Origin of the sequence: Acetobacter aceti NBRC 14818 (assembly GCF_000193495.2) — a bacterium.
Taxonomy (GTDB): Bacteria; Pseudomonadota; Alphaproteobacteria; order Acetobacterales; family Acetobacteraceae; genus Acetobacter; species Acetobacter aceti.
Genome location: NZ_AP023410.1, coordinates 674,740 through 692,665, shown reverse-complemented (window position 1 = coordinate 692,665; position 17,926 = coordinate 674,740). Strand labels below are relative to the sequence as shown.

Sequence of the window (17,926 nt, the reverse complement as noted above, 5' to 3'; positions counted from 1 at the left end):
CAGTTCATGTTTGGGTCATGAACTTTCTGTTGTTGCAAATGGTATGCGGCCCCCTGTTTTTCTTCGGTCCGAATGACTGTACATGGCCGGTTGATGAGGGTTTTGTAACGACCTATGTGGCTTTTAGATGTCAGTTCCACGGCTAGCGTGTGTCTGCATCGCATCTGCTGCACATCCGTCTTCCACAAGCACGTCATGCACCGCCTGCGCAGGGACATCACGGCATGTAAATGCCTGACCAATTCCTCGGACCAGAACAAATTTGAGTTTGCCGTCATGCATCTTCTTGTCCCTTGTCATGTGGTCAAGAAGCGTGCGGGCCTCGAAGTGGCGTCCAAGCTGGGAAATCCGTGCTGGCATGCCGGTTTCATCCAGATGGGCAGTTACCCGATCAAGGTCAGCCTGAGGGCAGTAACCCAGACGGACGGAGAGCATGAAAGCCAGACGAAGGCCGATGGACACGCCCTCTCCATGCAGGAGGCTGCCGTTGTAGCCCATCTCTGCTTCCAGGGCGTGACCGAACGTGTGGCCAAGATTGAGAAGCGCGCGACCGCCTTCCGGTTTCTGCTCGAACTCATCGTCAGTCACGATGGCCGCCTTGAAAGCACAGGCCCGCTCGACGGCTTCAGCCAGTGCATCGGGGTCCTGTGAAATGACGGAAGCACCGTGCCGTTCACACCATGTGAACAGATCCGGGTCACCGATAAGGCCAGCCTTCACAATTTCGGCATAACCTGCCCGGATTTCGCGCACCGGTAATGTTGCGAGGCTGGAGATATCCGCCAGAACCATCGCGGGCTGATGAAACGCACCAAGCAGATTCTTGCCCCATGACGTGTTGATGCCGGTTTTACCACCAACCGAAGAATCGACCTGTGACAACAGGGTGGTAGGCATCTGGACAAAAGGCAGCCCGCGAAGAGTCGCTGAAGCGGCGAATCCTGCGAGATCACCGATCACACCACCGCCAAGAGCGATGACGGCAGTCCGACGTTCGACTTTCTGCTCCAGCATGGCGTCCGTGACTCGCTGGAACTCGCCCAGCGATTTCGACTGTTCACCGGGCGGCACCACAATACTCTGAACGGCAAAGCCGGAGTCTGAGAGAGATTCCAGCAGAGGATGGAGGTAAAGTTCCGCTACCGTCGTATCGGAGACCACGACGACACGCTTTTGCGGCAGTACTGTCGCCAGGAGCGCACCGGCACGTTCGATAAGGCCCGTGCCGATGATGACTTCGTAAGGGTTACGCTCAAGCCGCACGGGGAGGCGACGTGGGCGGTGGTTGAGAGCCAGCGCCTCGATGACGCGGGTTGTGGCGTTGTCCACGTTGTCTTCTCCACATTGCACGATGATATCAGCTTCAGCGTAAACCGGATGACGAATGATCATCAGCCGTTCGAGCACGTCGCGCGGTTTGGGACCGTTCAGAAGGGGCCTGTGCGTACGTCCGCTCACCCGTTTCAGCAGGACATGCAGTGGGCAGCGCAGCCAGACCGAGATGGCGCGCTCCCGAATGAGGGCGCGGGTCTGCTCGTTCATGAAAGCACCGCCACCTGTCGCGATTACGCGGGAGGGGCCGTCGATCAGGCGTTTCAGAACCCGTCGTTCGCCGTCACGGAAAGCTTCCTCGCCATACAGACGGAAAACATCGTTGATCGAACAGCCTGCGGCCCGTTCGATTTCGGCGTCGGCATCAACAAATCCGAGTCCGAGGCGCTGGGCGAGGCGGCGGCCTATGGTTGATTTTCCGGCTCCCATCAGGCCGATCAGCAGAATGCTTCGGCCGCAGAGAGGTCCAAAGCCGGTGCTGCTGCGAACCGCGTCCAGATTGAGCGGCAGGGCAGGCGCGGGCTCCGGGACCGTGTCCGGAGGCGGGGAGGGAGGCAACGCAGGCGTCTGCTCAGGCAGGACTGCATTCCCCCGTTCAGGTAAGAATGGGCGTGACATGGCTGCCATCGTAACATAGAGCGGGCAAACACACGTCATCATGGAAACGCGGCGGATATTACCGGCTGCGGGACTGAAAGAATCGAGGCTGAAATGCGCCGAATCGTCCTTATCGCAGCCGGAGCCGCTGCTGTTGTCATCTGTGGTGGCATTCTCTCTCTCGGAGTGTCGTCAGGTCCGCCAGCAACCCAGCAGATGGTTCACAAGGAACTCTCTGTAGCCAGCCTGACGGCAGCCTCCCAGCCCGCGCCTGTCTCTGTGGTGCCGCCGCAGGCTGTGGTTCCGGCTCCGACGACCGTGCCGTCTGCGGCACCTGTGGCTTCCCCGGCAGCTGCGCCCGCGGCAGTGGCGCCAACACCAGCGCAGTGAAATCGAACAGGCAGAGTGCACAGTTTCCGTGAGAGTGGCTTGTCAGTGTGAGGCTACGAAAGCCGGTCTCAATGAAGCTGTTTCACCGTCAGGGAATGGATCGTGACTGACGAGTCAGTCGATTCGTTTCTTGAGATGCTGGCGGCTGAAAGAGCCGCTGCACCAGCAACCCTTGCCGCCTACACACGGGATCTCGAACATTGCAGCGAGGCGCTCGGTGCTGAAGGTGAGACGCTTGCTACGGCTTCCGTGGAGGCTTTGCGCCGGTGGGTCGCCGAAATGGCGTCAGATAAACTGGCGCGTCGCACGATCGCCCGCCGGATTTCCTGTATCCGCCAGTTCTATCTCTTTCTGCTACGCGAGGGGCGGCGGGCGGATAACCCTGCCAGTCAACTCGATGCGCCATCGCCGCAGCAGACGCTTCCCAAATTTCTGACAGAAACCGAAGTGTCGGCCCTGATCGACGCCTCCACCTGTTCACCGGACAACCGCCCGGCACAGCGGCGCCGTCTTTTGCTGGGTCGTGCCGCACTGGAGCTGCTTTACTCGACCGGATTGCGAATCTCTGAATTGCTCGCGTTGAGACGGGACATGTTCCGGGAGGATGTCCGGATGCTGATGGTGCGCGGCAAGGGTGGACGGGAGCGTCTTGTGCCTCTGTCCGACCCGGCCCGTGATGCAGTCATGGCCCTGCTGCTGGAAGATGAGGCAAAGAAAAGTCTCTGGCTTTTCCCCGGTCGCACTCCCTTGCGTCCGATCACCCGACAGGGTTTCGACAAGATTCTGACTGACATCGGTTCGCGGGCAGGAATCGATCCCGCACGATTGTCTCCTCATGTGCTGCGTCATTCGTTTGCGACTCATATGCTGGCACATGGAGCGGATCTTCGGGTGCTACAAATGCTGCTGGGGCATGCGGACATCGCAACCACCCAGATCTACACTCATGTGCAGGCAGACCGCTTGAGGGCTGTCGTCGAATCGCATCATCCGCTGGGAAAACCTGCTGTCGAGGCGGGTGACACAGATGAGCAGAGTCTCATGCAAAAAGAGGCTAGCGAGAAAAAACCGTAAGAAAGAGCTGGTGAGGGAAATCAGCACGCTTGGAATTGTCCGTGAGTGTGCTATCGGCGTCGACCATGCGTCAGTTTCTGGATTTCGAAAAACCGGTCGCCGAGCTTGAGACCAAGATCGATGGCCTTCGCAACACCGCCGCCGCAGCCGATGGCGGGAGTGATGGCGTCAGCATCTCTGATGAGATCGGAAAGCTTTCCGATAAGGTCGAGAAGCAGCTTCGCTCGCTCTATGCCAAGCTCACCCCGTCGCAGAAGGTGCAGGTTGCACGTCATGCGCAGCGGCCGCACACCCTTGATTACATCAAGGGACTGATCACCGATTTCACGCCACTTGCCGGTGACCGTCAGTTTGGCGATGACAAGGCCATTATCGGTGGTCTGGGTCGTTTCAACGGTCAGTCCGTGGTGGTTATCGGAACCGAGCGCGGTTCTGATCTGGAAACCCGCTTGCAGCATAATTTCGGCATGGCGCGTCCGGAAGGCTACCGCAAAGCCATTCGCCTGATGGAAATGGCCGGACGTTTCCGTTTGCCGATTCTTACATTCGTGGATACGTCTGGCGCATGGCCCGGTATCGACGCGGAAGCCCGTGGTCAGGCGGAAGCCATCGCCCGGTCGATCGAAACCTGCCTGACGGTGCCTGTACCTCTGATTTCGACCATAATCGGAGAAGGCGGCTCGGGTGGCGCTGTTGCTCTGGCTACGGCTGATCGGGTGCTGATGCTTGAGAACGCCATCTATTCGGTGATTTCACCGGAGGCATGCGCTTCGATTCTCTGGCGTGATCCGAAACAGGCTGCGACTGCCGCCGAAGCACTGCGTCTGACGGCTCAGGATCTGAAGAAGCTTGGTCTGATTGACCGAATCATCGAAGAGCCAGTCGGTGGAGCGCAGCGCGATCCTCAGTCGATGATCGAGAAGCTTGGTCAGTCGATTGCGGAAGAGTTGATGCCGTTGCTGAGTGAAGGCGCAGCGGCGCTTATTGCCCAGAGACGTGAAAAGTTCCTGGCGATGGGACGTAGTGCGCTGAACTGAGTTTTCCACTTGTCCGCTATAAAGAAAGGCCCGGAACATTGTGTCCGGGCCTTTCTGCATTTTGTGACTTCGAAAGTGCGGATCAGGCTTTTGGTTCGCCCTCTATCGGCGTTTCTCCGGTCGCTGCGATGAGATCGTGAATTGCCTGCGAAGCGGCTGCGAGGTTAGCCGGGTCGGAACCTTTCGCTACAAGAGCGACGCCGCCACGACCGTCGGCCCTTTTGAACGGATAAGAACCGAGATCCAGATCAGGATAGCGATTCTGGACAGCTTCCAGAGCAGCGGCGATGACGCTCTCATAGATGCCGAGCGCATACCATGTTTTCGACTGGATAGGCTGCCCCCGTCTGAGCGTCGGACTGACGGCATGAAACATGGCCTGCATGATGGAAGGCACGCCCGCCATGACATGCACGTTGCCGATGGAAAATCCCGGAGCGATGGAGGCCGCGTTCTTGATCGGCGTTGCGCCACGCGGCAGCATCGCCATCCGCTGGCGGGCTGTCGTGAACTGATCCTTGCCGTAATGGTCTTCCAGTAGTGCGGCGCTTTCCGCATGCAGTTCGAGTGGGACACCAAACGCTTCAGCTACGCAGGCTGACGTGATGTCGTCATGGGTCGGGCCAATCCCGCCAGTCGTGAAGACCTGATCGTAACGCGCCTTCATCTCGTTGACGGTGGTGATGATCGTCTCGCGCACATCCGGGATGATGCGGACTTCCTTGAGTGGGGCGCCGATATCACCAAGATGCGTTGCCAGAAAACGGATATTGGCGTCCTGCGTACGCCCGGAAAGAATTTCGTTGCCGATAACGATAAGAGCGGAAGTGGGATTCATGACCGGGTATCTCGTTTTCTCATGCACAGTGAAGACAATCAGGCGTCAGACAGTCAAAGAAGATCACGCAGAAAGGGAATAACAGGAATATCGGCGGGCGGCATGGGATACTGGTCCAGTTCGTCGGCCTTCACCCAGGCCAGTTTCTGTCCCTCGCGCCCTTCAGGATGACCCTGCCACTGTCGACACAGATAGATCGGCATCAGCAGATCGAATTTTTCATAACTGTGGGACACGAAGGTGAAAGGCGCAAGGCAGGCGCGGCTGGCGTCAATGCCAAGCTCCTCACGCAACTCCCGGATCAGAGAGGTTTCCGGGGCTTCACCCGGTTCCATCTTGCCGCCGGGAAATTCCCACAATCCTGCAAGCGTCTTGCCTTCCGGGCGTCGGGCCAGAAGAATACGGTTATTCGCGTCAATCAGAACGGCTGCCACCACCAGCACGAGGCGGCGTGGCTCTTCCGTCTGTTCAATCGATGAGTCGTTTTCTGCAACGGGATTGCTCTGGTGAGCGGTGTCGAAGCTTTCACGGGATGCGCTGAACAGCAGGACATTCACATTGCCGCCTCGTGCGGTGAATGTCTGGGTGGCGGTGCTTGTCTGCCTGAAACCGAGCTTGTTCAGCACGGCGACGGAGGCAACGTTGTCCTGTGCGACAGAGGCTTCGATCGTGTCGACAGGAAGGTTCGCAAAAGCCCAGCTACAGAGGCGGTCGGCAGCCAGAGTGGCGATGCCCTGCCGCCAGTATTCGCGTCCGATCCAGTAACCCAGTGAGCCGCGATAATGGCCGTCAGTCTGGCTCAGCGTCAGGCCGATACACCCGATGACCGCGCCAGCCTGATTTTCGATCGCAAAGTGATAAGCCGTTCTGGCTTCGGCCTGCTGGACAGTGCTGGCGATCCAGCGTTCGGCCAGATCGCGCGGGTAGGGGAACGGCAACCGGCTGAGCATCCGGATGACGTTCCAGTCGTTGACCTGCGCATGAATGGCCCCCGCATCATCAGGACGGAGGCCTCTCAGGCAGAATGTTCCAGCCATCAGCCTTGGTGGTTCGACCGGAAAAGTCACTGCTGCCTCGATATTGTCAGGAAACGGAAGGGGTCACGGCGTTATCTTTATGGTGTTTCCGGCTTCGATGACGTTTCCGTTTCGGAGGTGTCACGACCAGAGGCGAGGGGGGTTCTGTTTTTCCATCAGAAGCAGTCGCGTTCTGATGATCCGGTGCTGGCATAGCTGTCGTGGGAACGACAGATTTGTCAGCAGGCGCGGACGCATCGTCACTTTCAGCCGGACGCGAGGTCGCCGCTGCGGGCTGCTCTGTCTTTTTGCAGGACGTTTCCCTCGCACAGGCTGCGGGCGCATCCGTCTTGCTGGCATCTGCTGGAACGCCACATTCAGCCAGAAGCGCGCGGAGATTGTTGATGACCGGGAAGACCTCAAGATTGTGGTCGCCGCCCAGATCTTTCCATGCCTGCTGCTCAAGCTCGACGATTTCACGGTCTTCCGCAAAAATCCGCTCGGTGAACGCAATCAGGAAAGGCCATGCGAGATCGAGCAGGCCCGGAATGCCCGGACGTTTGACCGACAGGAGGCCGAACGTGCGGTTCGTCAGCTGGTCCTTGTCCTGCGGCGTGTAGGCAATCCAGAGATCCATCACAGGCGCTTCATCGCCCGTCTGGATATGCAGTGTTTGATACGGATAGGTCGTGCGGATCGTCATGACGTCACGATCCTGATGCTTTGCTGAGGCATCACGACGCTCGCCGAAGATCAACGCCTCGCCAAGCGGCTGTTTGCCGCCAGTGCGGGCAAAGGAATAGCGCGCCTCGACAAGACCCGGTTCACGCTTCTGACCGAGGAAACGGGGACGCATCTGCCCCATCTGCTTCATGTGCATGAACTGATGATTCATATCCATCAGGTTCTCATGCATGAAGCTGTAATGGCAGCCGACTTCCTGACCAAAACGGCGGGTCTTGTAAGCCGGGTCGTCCACGCGGGCGAGCGTGGCGGGGAGGTGCACTGTCTTGGCTTTCTCAGGATCACCGGGGAACACGAAGATCAGCCCGTCCTGCTCAATCACCGGATAGGTGCGCACGCCATTCGGCAGCTTGCCTTTGCCAAGATAAGGCACATCGATGCATCGGCCGGAGCGGCCATATGCCCAGCCGTGATAGCAGCACTGAACAGATTGCCCTTGCACATGCCCTTTGCTCAGGGGAACCTGTCTGTGCGCGCAACGGTCTTCGAGAGCGAAGATATTGCCTTCTTCAGGCCGGATCAGTGCGATGGGCTGTCCGGCGTAACGCACGCCGATCGTCTTGCCGCGCTTCAGTTCACGCGACCAGGCCACGGGATACCAGAAGTCGGGATCACAATGGACACGCCGCAGATCGACCGGCTGATTATGCTTTGCTTCAGGAGCTGCTTCGCAGAAGGCTTCGAAGTCTTCTGACAGTTCGGTCGTGGTTGGCTGATCCATCGTATGTCTGCTCACATCTCATAAAGCACAGCATGCACTGTTTTTCGTAACGGTATAAAAAATAAAGTCATTTTCCTATAGCACTTCCATCCTCGCGGTGAAGTGAGGCAGATCAACAGGAAAGATTTTGTAAACTTATTGACTCCCGCTTTTCAGCGATGCTGTCAGATCATCCATGAACTGTGCCGCGACACGACCAGAGCGATTGCCTCGCGTGACAGCCCATTCATTGGCGCGGGCACAGAGATCTTCATCCGAAATCGCGAGCCTGCGTTCTTTCGCATAGGCTCTGACCATGTCGAAATAAACGTCCTGCGGACAGACATGAAAACCAAGCCAGAGACCAAAACGGTCAGACAGCGAGACTTTTTCTTCTGTCGCTTCGGAAGGGTTGATGGCTGTCGCCTTCTCGTTCTCGATCATGTCACGCGGCATCAGGTGACGACGGTTGGAAGTGGCGTAGAACAGCACATTCTCCGGTCGTCCGGCGATGCCGCCGTCGAGAACCGATTTGAGCGCCTTGTAATCCGCATCCTCGCGCTCGAAGGACAGATCGTCACAGAACACGATGAAGCGGCGGCTGGAGGTGCGCAGCAGATCCATCAGATCGGGAAGGGTGCCGAGATCCTCACGCTCGATCTCAATGAGAATCAGGTGCTGGTCGGGAGGAAGCGTTGCATTGATTTCGGCGTGACACGCTTTTACAAGGGAGGACTTCCCTGTGCCGCGGGAGCCCCACAGCATGGCATTGTTGGCTGGAAGGCCTGCTGCGAAATGCGCCGTGTTGTTCAGGAGCAACTGTTTCTGGGAATCGACTCCCTGAAGCAGTTTCAGGGCGACATGCGATACGGTGCGGACAGGAGAAAGTCTGCCGCGCTGGGGCTGCCAGATGAAGGCGTCGGCACTGTCCAGACCATCCAGGGAGGCTGTGGCCGGAGCAAGACGTTCCAGTGCGGAGGCGATACGTTCCAGAACGGGCATGATATCTGTGGTCATCTTCATTTCCGAAAAACAGGCCTGAGACAGAAGGCTGTGACATAAAGCAATGGTTGACGCGTCGCGCCCAAAATCTATGGTCCCGGCGTATCAGTCGGCTATGGCTGACCGCAACCCGTCGGACGAAAAGTTACTACAATGAGTGATTTCCTTATTTCCCCTGCTTACGCTCAGGCTGCCGGCGGTGCCGGAGGTGGCCTGAGCGGCGTTTATCAGCTGCTCCCTTATGCGGTGGTTTTTGTCATTTTCTATTTCATGATGATCCGCCCGCAGCAGCTGAAACAGAAAAAGCTGAAGGAGAGTCTGAAGAACATGCGCCGTGGTGATCGGATCGTCACGTCGGGTGGCATCATCGGGGTAGTGCGCAAGGCTTCTCCGGAGATGGACGAAATTGAGGTCGAGATCGCTCCGAACGTCTCTGTGAAGGTTCTGCGTTCCACAGTTTCAACCGTGCTTTCCAGCGTGGAAAAGCCTGCCAACGATACCGGGGCAAGCGTCGGTAAGGCATGATCGGGAAGGGGGGAAAGTAAAAAGGCTCCCCTCTCAGCCTTTCGACGATAGTGAAAACCTAAATCGCTCCTTCCTGAGCTGAAAGACGGCGGGATGAATGTCTGGGTTTTGCTTTGGGTGGTGCACGCCATGCGTCTGTCAGTGCCACCAGAACGCCTCCAACAGAGGCGGATGCCACCCAGCTGATGACGCCTTCTGATCCTGCCAGCAGCATGGACAGGATCAACCCCAGCATGGGCAGGATTGCCCTGCCTGCCTGCATGAGTTGCTGCACTAGCCGGGAAGGAAACCAGTTCCGCCGTCTCTGCCAGCCGCTCTGAAGACGGGCATGGCACCCGAGCGCGAGGCTCCACAGGACAAGATTCAACAGCAGCGACACTGTCAGAATGGTCATGACACAATCTCTTTTGAGAAGGATGGTCCAGACAGGCTGGCAGTTGTGCCGGTTTTGCGTTTCAGCACGACCGAAAGACGCAGGGCGAGGAGACCCAGAACCACTGCCGTCAGATCGACGGCGGCATAGACGGTCTGGTCCTGTCCCGTGATCCATTTCCAGCGTGTGGCAAGATCAAGAACGGGAAGCAGGCAGAGGAGCAGCGACAGCAGACTGCTCTGCTCGATCCATCCTTTCATCACCTTGTGTCCGAATGCCCGACCAAGCGCATGGACAGTCAGGGCTCCCCACAGGACAAACAGTGTCGAGCCTTCAATCGTAACACGGGTAGGAAGATCAGCCGGTAGCAGCCGGTTCATCCAGAGCACGCCAGCGCAGGCCAGAGGCATGCCCAGCACTGTGCCAAGCGCCAGACCTTCCGCGATCTCCATAGGCAGAGAGTTCTTTTGGGTGGCTGTGCGACGACGCTTTATGAGGAACATCACAAGCCCTGTGGCGAACATGACATAGCCAGCGCAGCCCGATATGAAATAGAGCCAGCGCATCGGGACAGGAGCCCACCGCGCCATATGCAGACCACTGAGAAACTGGGACGTTCGGGCTGCTGGACTGTTTTTGCTGACCAGCCCGATGCGTTCGCCTGTCACGCGATCATAATCAATATGATCCCGGCTGATGCCGATCTTTGTGTTGTCAGCCCGCACAACGGTCACGGTCTTCGGAGAAAACTGGATGAAGCCCAGCCTGTCCGCACCAAATGTTTCTGCCGCATCGGCCAGCAGAGGTGCCAGCGGTGGTAAAGAAGGCATCTGGTGATGGCCATTGCGTCCCGGTCCGTCGCGGTTGGGACGCTCTATGGCGGTAGTGGGAAAGAAACGATTCGCGTGGATCAGGACGCCTGTGTAGGCGATCATGAACATGAAAGGCAGGAACAGCACGGCGGCGATCACATGCGCGTCGATCCAGGGGCGGGGGCTGCTGGACTGTGGGCGGAAAGCCACGAGATTGGGCAGCAGGGCTTTCAGATGGATGATGACACCCGACCCAAGCGTGACCAGCATTCCCACAGCGAGAACCTGCACAAAGATCACGCCGAACATGCGGCCCATATAAAGAGTGTAGTGGAAGGAAAAGAAGAACAGTCCTCCCACTGTCTCGCGGAGGGGAACGCTCTGTCCGGTCTGCGGATGGAATGTCTCGCTCTTGAAGACGTCATGATCCATGTAAGTCACATGCAGCAGAGGATCGCGATCTGAAGGCAGGCTGAGAAAGATGCGGTTCTTCTTGCCTTCCTGCGCTGTCACGGCGGCGGCGGCCTTATCAAGTGCTTCGGCAGAGGGGATACCGGGCTGAGCATAGGGCGTTTCCGGCTGCATCCAGTGTGTGAGTTCCGTGTCGAAGACCGACATGGTTCCGGTCACGAAAATACAGACCAGAAGCAGACCTGCGATAAATCCGACCCATGCGTGCAGCCAGCCCATACGCATGCGCAGGGAGGGCACGCTCTGTTTGTGAGGAGTTGTCATCGCGTTACTGAGGTCCGAAGGCAGCGAGTGGAAGCGCGATGAGCATGGTGGCGGCTATGACCGCAACCGCTGCCAGCAATCCCCCCAAGAGTGAGCGTGTTCCGAAGATCGTCAGCACCGTGGTGGGCACCACGATGACCGCTCCCACCTGAGCGACGAAAAAGGAATCCGGCCGTGGCATATGCAGCAGGTGAGGCAGAAAGGTTGCGACGACCAGCCCTGCCGGGTAGGCCAGAAGGGCTGCAATCAGCAGGCGGGGCAGGTAGTAGGATGAGAAAGCCATAGTGAAGCCGGTTTCTGTAAATGAGATTTATTCGCAATTGATAGGGGGTATATTCATCTCCTGTAAAGCGGATAATACGGGAAAACAGCCCTTCGAATTGTTGAAAAGTGTTCCATGCCAAAATCTGTAGGCGGCATTGCGTCTCTCTGCCTTTTCTCTGAAGCCAGATGAGTCAATCTGTGGTGATCGTTTTTCTGGAGAAATTTATGACTATCCGTGCGTTTCTGACTTCAGCCCTCATGACTGCAGCGGTGTGCGCCCAGCCTGCCTTTGCTGCTCCTGTAACAGCCAGACAGGTTGATCAGGATTTCGGGCGACTTTCGCAGGAAGGTCTGCGAGCCTTTGCTGATGTGGATGTAGCCCGCCGGGCGATTATCGGGAAAGACCAGAAAATCGCCACGGATGCGCTGGCTGACGCCAACCAGACACTGACCCGGGCGACGCAGGATAATCGTCAGTTTCTGAAGGCCGAGAACGAGTTGCACCCTGCTGCAGCCGTTCCCGCCGGACACCCCGGCAAGCTTCCCTCCGCAACGGCTGCAGCAGATCCTGTTCTCTGGCTGCCGGTGCTTGGACAATATGTCATTTCATCTGAAGAGAAACAGTCTCCCGGACAGCAGCAGGCGATTACTGAAGCCAATGACCTGCTGAAGAAAGGTAAAGCGAAAGCGGCTGCCGAAGGGCTGGAAAAGGCAGGCGTGGACGTTCAGTTTGTGCTCGCCATCGCGCCTCAGCAGGCTTTCACGGCTGATGTTTATCGTGCTTCCGTTCTTCTGGAAGGCGGAAAAACTGATGAAGCCGTTGCCGCTCTGACGGAGGCGCAGGAGTCGCTCCGTTTTGTCAGTGAAGACAATGTTCTGGGAACAGCGACAAAGAAGTCGACTTCATCACAACCAGCCCCACAAAATCCGGAGCAGTAAAAAACGGACTGATATCACGGCCGGGAGGCAGGGTCTGGGCCTCCCGGGATCCATCTTTATCGGCTGATCTGAGCCCTGTCGGTAGGCTCAGTTTTCTGCCGTATAGGGATGAGCACTCACGCTTTTCCACGCTTTCTGTTCAGACGACGCTTTACGCCATCCAGAGCGCTGGCCAGATCCAAGACACCGAACAGGTGCAGGGACAGCAGATAAAGCAGGCCGCCTATAGGCACTTCACAAGACAGCAGTATAGCCAACCAGAATGTCACATGGGACGCAGGCATCGTCAGCAGGCTGTTCAGCCCCAGCAAAGCCAGCGCCATGACGATCGAGGCCATCCCCATCAGGGCAATCCGCCGAATCATGGAAGCGTCGGGGCGAAGGGCGTCGCGACGGATCAGTAAAGCCGCCAGAACGCTGACATTCACGATCGCTGCAAGACTGCTGGCGAGGGGCGGCCCGATATGAGCGAGAGGCTTCATCAGCAGCAGGTTAAGGATCAGGTTGATCGTCAGGGTGAAGAAACCGATTTTGACCGGTGTGGACGTATCGCCGCGAGCAAAGAAAGCCGGAGCCAGAACCTTTGCCAGCACGAAGGCTGGGAGGCCAAGCGCATAAGCCCGAAGAGACTGGGCGGACAGGGCCGCATCCAGCAGGCTGAAGGAGCCATGCGCAAACAGAACCTGCATGATGGGCGTGCCGAGAACCAGCAATCCGGCCATCGAGGGCAGGGTGAGCATCAGAACATAATCCATCGCCCGGTTCTGTGCCGCGTGAGCTGCGTCGATATCGTCTGACGCCAGATGCCGGGTCAGGACCGGTAGCAGCGTCGTTCCGGCAGCGGCTCCAAGCACGCCGAGAGGCAACTGGTTCAGGCGATCGGCAAAATACATCAGCGAGACGCTGCCCGCGGGGAGCAGGGTGGCGATGATCGTGTCGATGGTCAGATTGATCTGCGTGATGCCGCTGCCAATCAGGCCCGGCAACATTCGTCGTCCAAGCTGGCGGATCTTGGGGGTGATGTGCGGCGGTAGCGGCGTAAGGTCAAAACCGGCTTTCCGGGCCGCATACATGAGAAGGCCAAGCTGCACGAAGCCAGACGCTGTCACGCCCCACGCGGCGGCATGGGCGACGTCGGGGAAAAACGGCGTCGCAAAAAGAACGGCGGCGATGCCCACGACATTGAAGGAAAGATAAGCCGCGGCGGCCATGCTGAAACGGTGCAGGCCATTCAGCACGCCGGACACGAGTGCCGCTGCGCAGATCAGCACAAGATAAGGGAAGGTGATGCGGCTGAGTGAAACGGCGAGTTCATACTGCGCGCCGTTTTCCGCAAAACCCGGCGCGATCACCCGCAGAACGGCTGGCATGAAGATCTCACCCAGCATGCACAGGATCACCAGCCAGGTCAGAAGGACGCCGAACACCTGCCGCGCCATGGTGCGGGCCGTGTCATCTCCTTCCGTCGCCAGTTCCGACGAAAAGAGCGGCACGAAGGCGGCGTTGAACGCGCCTTCTCCGAAAAGCCGTCTGAACATGTTGGGGAGGCGGAAGGCCACCTGATAGGCATCCTGCATCGGCCCGGCCCCCATGAAGGCAGCAAGAAGCTGATCGCGGACAAGGCCGAGAATGCGGCTGAGCATGGTCCAGCCGCCGACAGTGAGGAACCCTTTGAGCATGAGCGCTTATAGGAGTGTCCAGCGGTTATCGGGAAGATGGCTTGTGAAGCGATGTGAAGAAAAATATGTATGGAGCGTGCGTAAAACCGGTCTGTGATTGGCCCGCGCTTTTCTGCATGAGAGAGGGCGCGAAGTCATGGGTTGCCCTGCCTCCGAGAGATGCTAGAGCTTGAGGCTGCTTCCTCACCAGTTGCCGGACAGGAGCGGACCCGGAGTCATCATGCGGCCGATCAGACGTTTTCCCATCAGTTCCACGTCAATTGTAAGGATCGTGGCGTTTGTCGCTGGCGTCCTGATGCTGGTGGCCGCGGCACGCTTTGTCGCTGAACTGCCTTCCGTCATGCCCGGCAATGCGGCTGGCATACTGGTTCTTGTCACGTTGGGGACAATTTTTGTGCTGGCCGCTATCTGGCTGGGGGTCTGACGATCTTGGCGTCTGCTTCTGGTGAGAAGCCGGGGCAGACGATAGCAGGTTCTTAATGCCGTCCCTTGTTCCCGCTCTTTTTCGATCCGCCGAACTCATGTGTCTTCATGCAGGAAACAAAAGCATCGAGCGTCCGCGAACTGCCTTCCAGAGGAATCGGGTCGCTATCGGTGGAGCCAATCCTGATCGTCAGCGTTGGAGCTTTTTTGAAAGCCTCCAGAGTGTCCAGCAAGGAATCAGATTCAACAGGCGCTGAGAGAGCGCCTGTTTCCGCTGATGTCATGGGAAATGTTCTGGTGAAGCTTCCTGCGGTCAGCGTCACAGGTAGCGACTGTCCGGAGGAGGCGCTCTCATCCGCTACCTGAATGGAAAGCTCTTTCCCTGTTGCCCGGAACTGGAGCGTCGGTCCGCTTGCCTTCAGGATACAGGCATCCACATGCTCGCCACCATCGGACGAGTGGTGAAGGGCTACCCACGCTCCATCCATCCTCTCCGGCGTGGTGATGGCTTCCTGTGCATGGGCTGAAAAGCAGAACAGTAGTCCCGCAACAATACCTGCGCGCCGCATTTCATTCTCCGAAAAAGTATTGGCAGGCTCTATCACCTGACCTTGCTTCTCGGTAGTCACGATATATCGTTTTTGCAAAACGGAACACTTCGCTCCGGCTGGCGTTATTCCGCTTCAGCGTGTCAACGCAGTCGGAGATCTTCTATGGAAACTGTTCACCGTCCGAAAAGCGCGGCGGAGTGGGCCACATTTGCTGTGGCCGTTCTGATAGTCCTGCTTGGACTGCCTTTGCTCATCATGGGAGCGCAACTCGCGGTTCTGGGTGGGTCCTTATATTACGTGCTGTTCGGAGCGGCGATCATCGCAGGTGGCATCCTGATGGTGTTCGGGCGTGTTGCCGGAGCGTTCCTTTATCTTGCCGCATGGCTTTGCACCTGGCCTTGGGCTTTCTGGGAAGTCGGAATGGATGGCTGGGGACTTCTGCCCCGCCTGTTCGGACCAAGCCTCGTCGCTATTGCTGTTCTGCTCACCATTCCGGTTCTGCGTCGCATCGAGCGCGAGACATCTCTCAGAGGACATGCGGTATGATGCGTAAAACCACTCTGCTGGCGGCAACCATCATATGCGGGCTGCCGTCTCTTCTTGTTCCCGTGACGGCGTCATGGGCTCAGGTTCCATCCAAGAATGAAGACCCACCGGGCGAGGGAAATGGAACCAGCCGGAGCGCTTTGCCGCATCCGGGAAGCTGGTATGGTGCGCCTCCTCCGAATGCTCCTCAGGCCAGCGGTGTAAACGCGGGGAATATCCCGGACGGTCCTCCGGCTCCTCCCAGCGAGGCGACTCCCGCAGTCGAGCAGGCCAGCAGCAATCCGGCTCATGATGACTGGGCGGCTTACGGTCGGGACAGCAACGGCACCCGCTATTCGCCGCTTGACCAGATCACCCCTGAAAATGTCAGCCAGCTGAAACAGGCGTTCATCTATCACACCGGCAGCAAACCCGGTCCGGGGCAGGCCAACAAATGGGCCGCCGAGACCACGCCGATCAAGGTCGGTGACGGACTCTACATGTGTTCCGCCATGAACGACATGATGCGGATCGATCCTGCCACAGGCAAGGAAGTCTGGCACTTCAAGGCTGGCGTCAAATACGAAAGCATCCCCTACACGGCGGCCTGCAAAGGCGTGACGTATTATACGTCTTCAACCATTCCGGAGGGACAGCCCTGTCATAATCGTATTCTCGAAGGCACGCTGGATATGCGGCTTATCGAGGTCGATGCGGAAACCGGCCAGAAGTGTGAGGGCTTCGGCTATCACGGCGAAGTCAATCTCATGAAAGGCATGGGAGAGTCGGTGCCGGGCTTCGTCTCCATTACCGCTCCCGTGCCGGTCGTAAACGGTGCGGTTGTGACCAATCAGGAAGTGCTTGACGGTCAGCGTCGCTGGGCTCCTTCCGGTGTGATCCGTGGATACGATGCAGAAACCGGACGCTTCCTGTGGGCATGGGACGTCAACCGTCCCAACGAGCATGGTGAGCCGAAAGAGGGTGAACATTACAGTCGTGGCACGCCGAATTCCTGGGCTGCGATGACGGGTGATAATGCTCTTGGGCTGGTCTATGTGCCGACAGGTAATGCTGCGGCCGACTATTACAGCGCCATGCGTTCTCCCGAGGAAAACGCTGTCTCCTCTTCCATCGTCGCCATCGACGTCAAGACCGGCTCACCGCGCTGGGTCTTCCAGACCGTGCATAAGGATGTCTGGGATTACGACATGGGCTCGCAGGCGACCATGATCGACATGCCAACGGCGGATGGCACTGTTCCGGCGCTCATCGTGCCGACAAAGCGTGGGCAGACGTTCGTGCTGGATCGTCGCACAGGCAAGCCGATCCTGCCGGTGGAGGAGCGTCCTGCTCCGACAGCCACGGATGTCCCGAACGACCCACGGTCTCCAACCCAGCCCTGGTCGGTTGGCATGCCCCGTCTCGGTTTTCCTGATCTCAAGGAAAGCGACATGTGGGGCATGACGCCTATCGACCAGCTTTATTGCCGCATCCTGTTCCGTAAGTCGAAATATGAGGGTGAGTTCACGGCTCCCGAGATCAGCAAGCCCTGGATTGAATATCCTGGCTACAACGGCGGCAGTGACTGGGGCAGCATGGCGTATGACGCCAAAACCGGCATCCTGATCGCCAACTGGAACAACACCCCGATGCGGGACCAGCTTGTGGATCGTATCAAGGCCGATGAACTGGGTCTTCTGCCGATCGACAGCCCGCATTTCAATCCCAAGGCAGGTGGCGCTGAAGGAAACGGCGCGATGGCCGACACGCCCTATGGTATTGTCGTGACACCGTTCTGGAACCGATTCACTCACATGATGTGCAACAAGCCGCCGTACGGCATGATCACGGCAATCGACATGCACACCAGAAAAGTGCTCTGGCAGCATCCGCTGGGAAGTGCGCGGGCCAATGGTCCGTGGGGGCTTCCAACCTATCTGCCGCTGACAATCGGTACGCCGAACAATGGCGGTCCGGTGATTACCGCCAGCGGACTGGTGTTTGTGGCGGCCACGACCGACAACCTCATCCACGCTTTCAACCTGAAAACAGGCAAGGAAGTCTGGAATGCTGTCCTGCCGGGCGGTGGGCAGGCTACGCCCATGACGTATGAGTACAAGGGCAAGCAGTATGTTGCGATCATGGCTGGCGGGCATCACTTCATGATGACACCGATCAGCGATGAACTGGTTGTCTACGCTCTGCCTGATACACACTGAACGGGACCTGTTCTTCTTTTCGCTTTATCTGGCAGACAGAGTGAAAAGAAGAACTTCCATTGTCAGGACGGTATCTGAAACAATACCTATAAAAGAAAACCCGCAGATCATCTCTGCAGGTTTTTTGTTGGAGTCAGATGACGGAGTGTAT

General features: G+C 57.9%; 17 protein-coding genes and 1 pseudogene. 8 read left to right on the top strand and 10 right to left on the bottom strand.

What is annotated here, in order from left to right; all coding sequences use genetic code 11:
- Positions 1–123 precede the first annotated feature (123 nt).
- Positions 124–1,950, bottom strand: a complete 1,827-nt coding sequence (gene aroB / locus EMQ_RS03200; protein WP_081470991.1) for a 3-dehydroquinate synthase — start codon at positions 1,948–1,950, stop codon at positions 124–126.
- 93 nt (positions 1,951–2,043) lie between these two features.
- Between aroB and EMQ_RS03195 the strand changes: the two genes are divergently transcribed.
- The 3 genes from EMQ_RS03195 to EMQ_RS03185 all read left to right on the top strand — a co-directional run bounded on the left by EMQ_RS03195 (position 2,044) and on the right by EMQ_RS03185 (position 4,430).
- A complete protein-coding gene (locus EMQ_RS03195) occupies positions 2,044–2,319 on the top strand; it encodes a hypothetical protein (RefSeq protein ID WP_010667863.1) in 276 nt (91 codons plus the stop codon).
- Between the two features lie 102 nt (positions 2,320–2,421).
- On the top strand, positions 2,422–3,393 hold the full coding sequence (locus EMQ_RS03190; RefSeq protein WP_010667864.1) for a tyrosine recombinase: 972 nt from the start codon (positions 2,422–2,424) through the stop codon (positions 3,391–3,393).
- A gap of 65 nt (positions 3,394–3,458) precedes the next feature.
- Entirely contained in the window at positions 3,459–4,430 is a 972-nt protein-coding gene (locus EMQ_RS03185; RefSeq protein WP_026200246.1) for an acetyl-CoA carboxylase carboxyltransferase subunit alpha, read from the top strand.
- 82 nt (positions 4,431–4,512) lie between these two features.
- Here EMQ_RS03185 and EMQ_RS03180 read toward each other — a convergent pair whose 3' ends face one another.
- The 4 genes and pseudogenes from EMQ_RS03180 to EMQ_RS03165 all read right to left on the bottom strand — a co-directional run bounded on the left by EMQ_RS03180 (position 4,513) and on the right by EMQ_RS03165 (position 8,745).
- On the bottom strand, positions 4,513–5,268 hold the full coding sequence (locus tag EMQ_RS03180) for a competence/damage-inducible protein A (protein ID WP_010667448.1): 756 nt from the start codon (positions 5,266–5,268) through the stop codon (positions 4,513–4,515).
- 53 nt (positions 5,269–5,321) lie between these two features.
- Positions 5,322–6,305 (bottom strand): 8-oxo-dGTP diphosphatase MutT, encoded by a 984-nt coding sequence (gene mutT / locus EMQ_RS03175; RefSeq protein WP_010667447.1) that lies wholly within the window; start codon positions 6,303–6,305, stop codon positions 5,322–5,324.
- Positions 6,306–6,615: 310 nt separating this feature from the next.
- Positions 6,616–7,749: pseudogene (locus EMQ_RS03170) on the bottom strand (Rieske 2Fe-2S domain-containing protein); the annotation flags it as partial.
- Positions 7,750–7,884: 135 nt separating this feature from the next.
- Complete coding sequence (locus EMQ_RS03165; protein WP_026200248.1) at positions 7,885–8,745, bottom strand: ATP-binding protein; 861 nt, start codon at positions 8,743–8,745, stop codon at positions 7,885–7,887.
- A 138-nt stretch (positions 8,746–8,883) separates the two neighbouring features.
- Between EMQ_RS03165 and yajC the strand changes: the two genes are divergently transcribed.
- Complete coding sequence (gene yajC / locus EMQ_RS03160) at positions 8,884–9,255, top strand: preprotein translocase subunit YajC (protein ID WP_010666897.1); 372 nt, start codon at positions 8,884–8,886, stop codon at positions 9,253–9,255.
- A gap of 58 nt (positions 9,256–9,313) precedes the next feature.
- Here the strand turns inward: yajC and EMQ_RS03155 are convergent, their stop codons facing one another.
- The 3 genes from EMQ_RS03155 to EMQ_RS03145 are packed head-to-tail and all read right to left on the bottom strand — an operon-like array spanning position 9,314 to position 11,458.
- Positions 9,314–9,649 (bottom strand): hypothetical protein, encoded by a 336-nt coding sequence (locus EMQ_RS03155; RefSeq protein WP_010666896.1) that lies wholly within the window; start codon positions 9,647–9,649, stop codon positions 9,314–9,316.
- Positions 9,646–11,175, bottom strand: coding sequence for a PepSY-associated TM helix domain-containing protein (locus EMQ_RS03150; protein WP_231368011.1), 1,530 nt, complete (start codon positions 11,173–11,175; stop codon positions 9,646–9,648). Before EMQ_RS03150 ends, EMQ_RS03155 begins: the two co-directional genes overlap by 4 nt.
- Positions 11,176–11,179: 4 nt before the next feature.
- Positions 11,180–11,458, bottom strand: coding sequence for a hypothetical protein (locus tag EMQ_RS03145; protein WP_010666894.1), 279 nt, complete (start codon positions 11,456–11,458; stop codon positions 11,180–11,182).
- Between the two features lie 206 nt (positions 11,459–11,664).
- Here EMQ_RS03145 and EMQ_RS03140 point away from each other — a divergent pair, with 206 nt between their 5' ends.
- On the top strand, positions 11,665–12,378 hold the full coding sequence (locus EMQ_RS03140; protein ID WP_158320014.1) for a YfdX family protein: 714 nt from the start codon (positions 11,665–11,667) through the stop codon (positions 12,376–12,378).
- A gap of 116 nt (positions 12,379–12,494) precedes the next feature.
- On the opposite strand, the gene murJ is transcribed toward EMQ_RS03140, so the two are convergent.
- Positions 12,495–14,057: a murein biosynthesis integral membrane protein MurJ gene (murJ, locus tag EMQ_RS03135; RefSeq protein WP_010667302.1), complete on the bottom strand. Its 1,563-nt coding sequence runs from the start codon at positions 14,055–14,057 to the stop codon at positions 12,495–12,497.
- Positions 14,058–14,277: 220 nt separating this feature from the next.
- On the opposite strand from murJ, the gene EMQ_RS03130 reads away from it, so the two are divergent.
- Complete coding sequence (locus EMQ_RS03130) at positions 14,278–14,481, top strand: hypothetical protein (protein WP_010667301.1); 204 nt, start codon at positions 14,278–14,280, stop codon at positions 14,479–14,481.
- A 52-nt stretch (positions 14,482–14,533) separates the two neighbouring features.
- On the opposite strand, the gene EMQ_RS03125 is transcribed toward EMQ_RS03130, so the two are convergent.
- Entirely contained in the window at positions 14,534–15,049 is a 516-nt protein-coding gene (locus EMQ_RS03125; protein WP_010667300.1) for a hypothetical protein, read from the bottom strand.
- Between the two features lie 144 nt (positions 15,050–15,193).
- Here EMQ_RS03125 and EMQ_RS03120 point away from each other — a divergent pair, with 144 nt between their 5' ends.
- Both EMQ_RS03120 and EMQ_RS03115 read left to right on the top strand, forming a co-directional pair.
- The gene (locus EMQ_RS03120) at positions 15,194–15,577 is read left to right on the top strand and encodes a hypothetical protein (protein ID WP_010667299.1); all 384 of its coding nucleotides are present in this window, start codon (positions 15,194–15,196) and stop codon (positions 15,575–15,577) included.
- Complete coding sequence (locus tag EMQ_RS03115; protein WP_026200249.1) at positions 15,577–17,775, top strand: pyrroloquinoline quinone-dependent dehydrogenase; 2,199 nt, start codon at positions 15,577–15,579, stop codon at positions 17,773–17,775. Before EMQ_RS03120 ends, EMQ_RS03115 begins: the two co-directional genes overlap by 1 nt.
- The last annotated feature ends 151 nt before the right edge of the window (positions 17,776–17,926 follow it).

Excerpts from the sequence above, each read along its gene's own strand:
- aroB (WP_081470991.1), bottom strand. The coding sequence starts at position 1,950 with ATGTCACGCCCATTCTTACCTGAACGGGGGAATGCAGTCCTGCCTGAG.
- EMQ_RS03180 (WP_010667448.1), bottom strand. The coding sequence starts at position 5,268 with ATGAATCCCACTTCCGCTCTTATCGTTATCGGCAACGAAATTCTTTCC.
- EMQ_RS03145 (WP_010666894.1), bottom strand. The coding sequence starts at position 11,458 with ATGGCTTTCTCATCCTACTACCTGCCCCGCCTGCTGATTGCAGCCCTT.
- EMQ_RS03195 (WP_010667863.1), top strand. The coding sequence starts at position 2,044 with ATGCGCCGAATCGTCCTTATCGCAGCCGGAGCCGCTGCTGTTGTCATC.
- EMQ_RS03155 (WP_010666896.1), bottom strand. The coding sequence starts at position 9,649 with ATGACCATTCTGACAGTGTCGCTGCTGTTGAATCTTGTCCTGTGGAGC.
- EMQ_RS03185 (WP_026200246.1), top strand. The coding sequence starts at position 3,459 with ATGCGTCAGTTTCTGGATTTCGAAAAACCGGTCGCCGAGCTTGAGACC.
- yajC (WP_010666897.1), top strand. The coding sequence starts at position 8,884 with ATGAGTGATTTCCTTATTTCCCCTGCTTACGCTCAGGCTGCCGGCGGT.
- EMQ_RS03125 (WP_010667300.1), bottom strand. The coding sequence starts at position 15,049 with ATGCGGCGCGCAGGTATTGTTGCGGGACTACTGTTCTGCTTTTCAGCC.
- EMQ_RS03165 (WP_026200248.1), bottom strand. The coding sequence starts at position 8,745 with ATGACCACAGATATCATGCCCGTTCTGGAACGTATCGCCTCCGCACTG.
- murJ (WP_010667302.1), bottom strand. The coding sequence starts at position 14,057 with ATGCTCAAAGGGTTCCTCACTGTCGGCGGCTGGACCATGCTCAGCCGC.
- EMQ_RS03150 (WP_231368011.1), bottom strand. The coding sequence starts at position 11,175 with ATGACAACTCCTCACAAACAGAGCGTGCCCTCCCTGCGCATGCGTATG.
- EMQ_RS03140 (WP_158320014.1), top strand. The coding sequence starts at position 11,665 with ATGACTATCCGTGCGTTTCTGACTTCAGCCCTCATGACTGCAGCGGTG.
- EMQ_RS03130 (WP_010667301.1), top strand. The coding sequence starts at position 14,278 with ATGCGGCCGATCAGACGTTTTCCCATCAGTTCCACGTCAATTGTAAGG.
- mutT (WP_010667447.1), bottom strand. The coding sequence starts at position 6,305 with ATGGCTGGAACATTCTGCCTGAGAGGCCTCCGTCCTGATGATGCGGGG.
- EMQ_RS03115 (WP_026200249.1), top strand. The coding sequence starts at position 15,577 with ATGCGTAAAACCACTCTGCTGGCGGCAACCATCATATGCGGGCTGCCG.
- EMQ_RS03120 (WP_010667299.1), top strand. The coding sequence starts at position 15,194 with ATGGAAACTGTTCACCGTCCGAAAAGCGCGGCGGAGTGGGCCACATTT.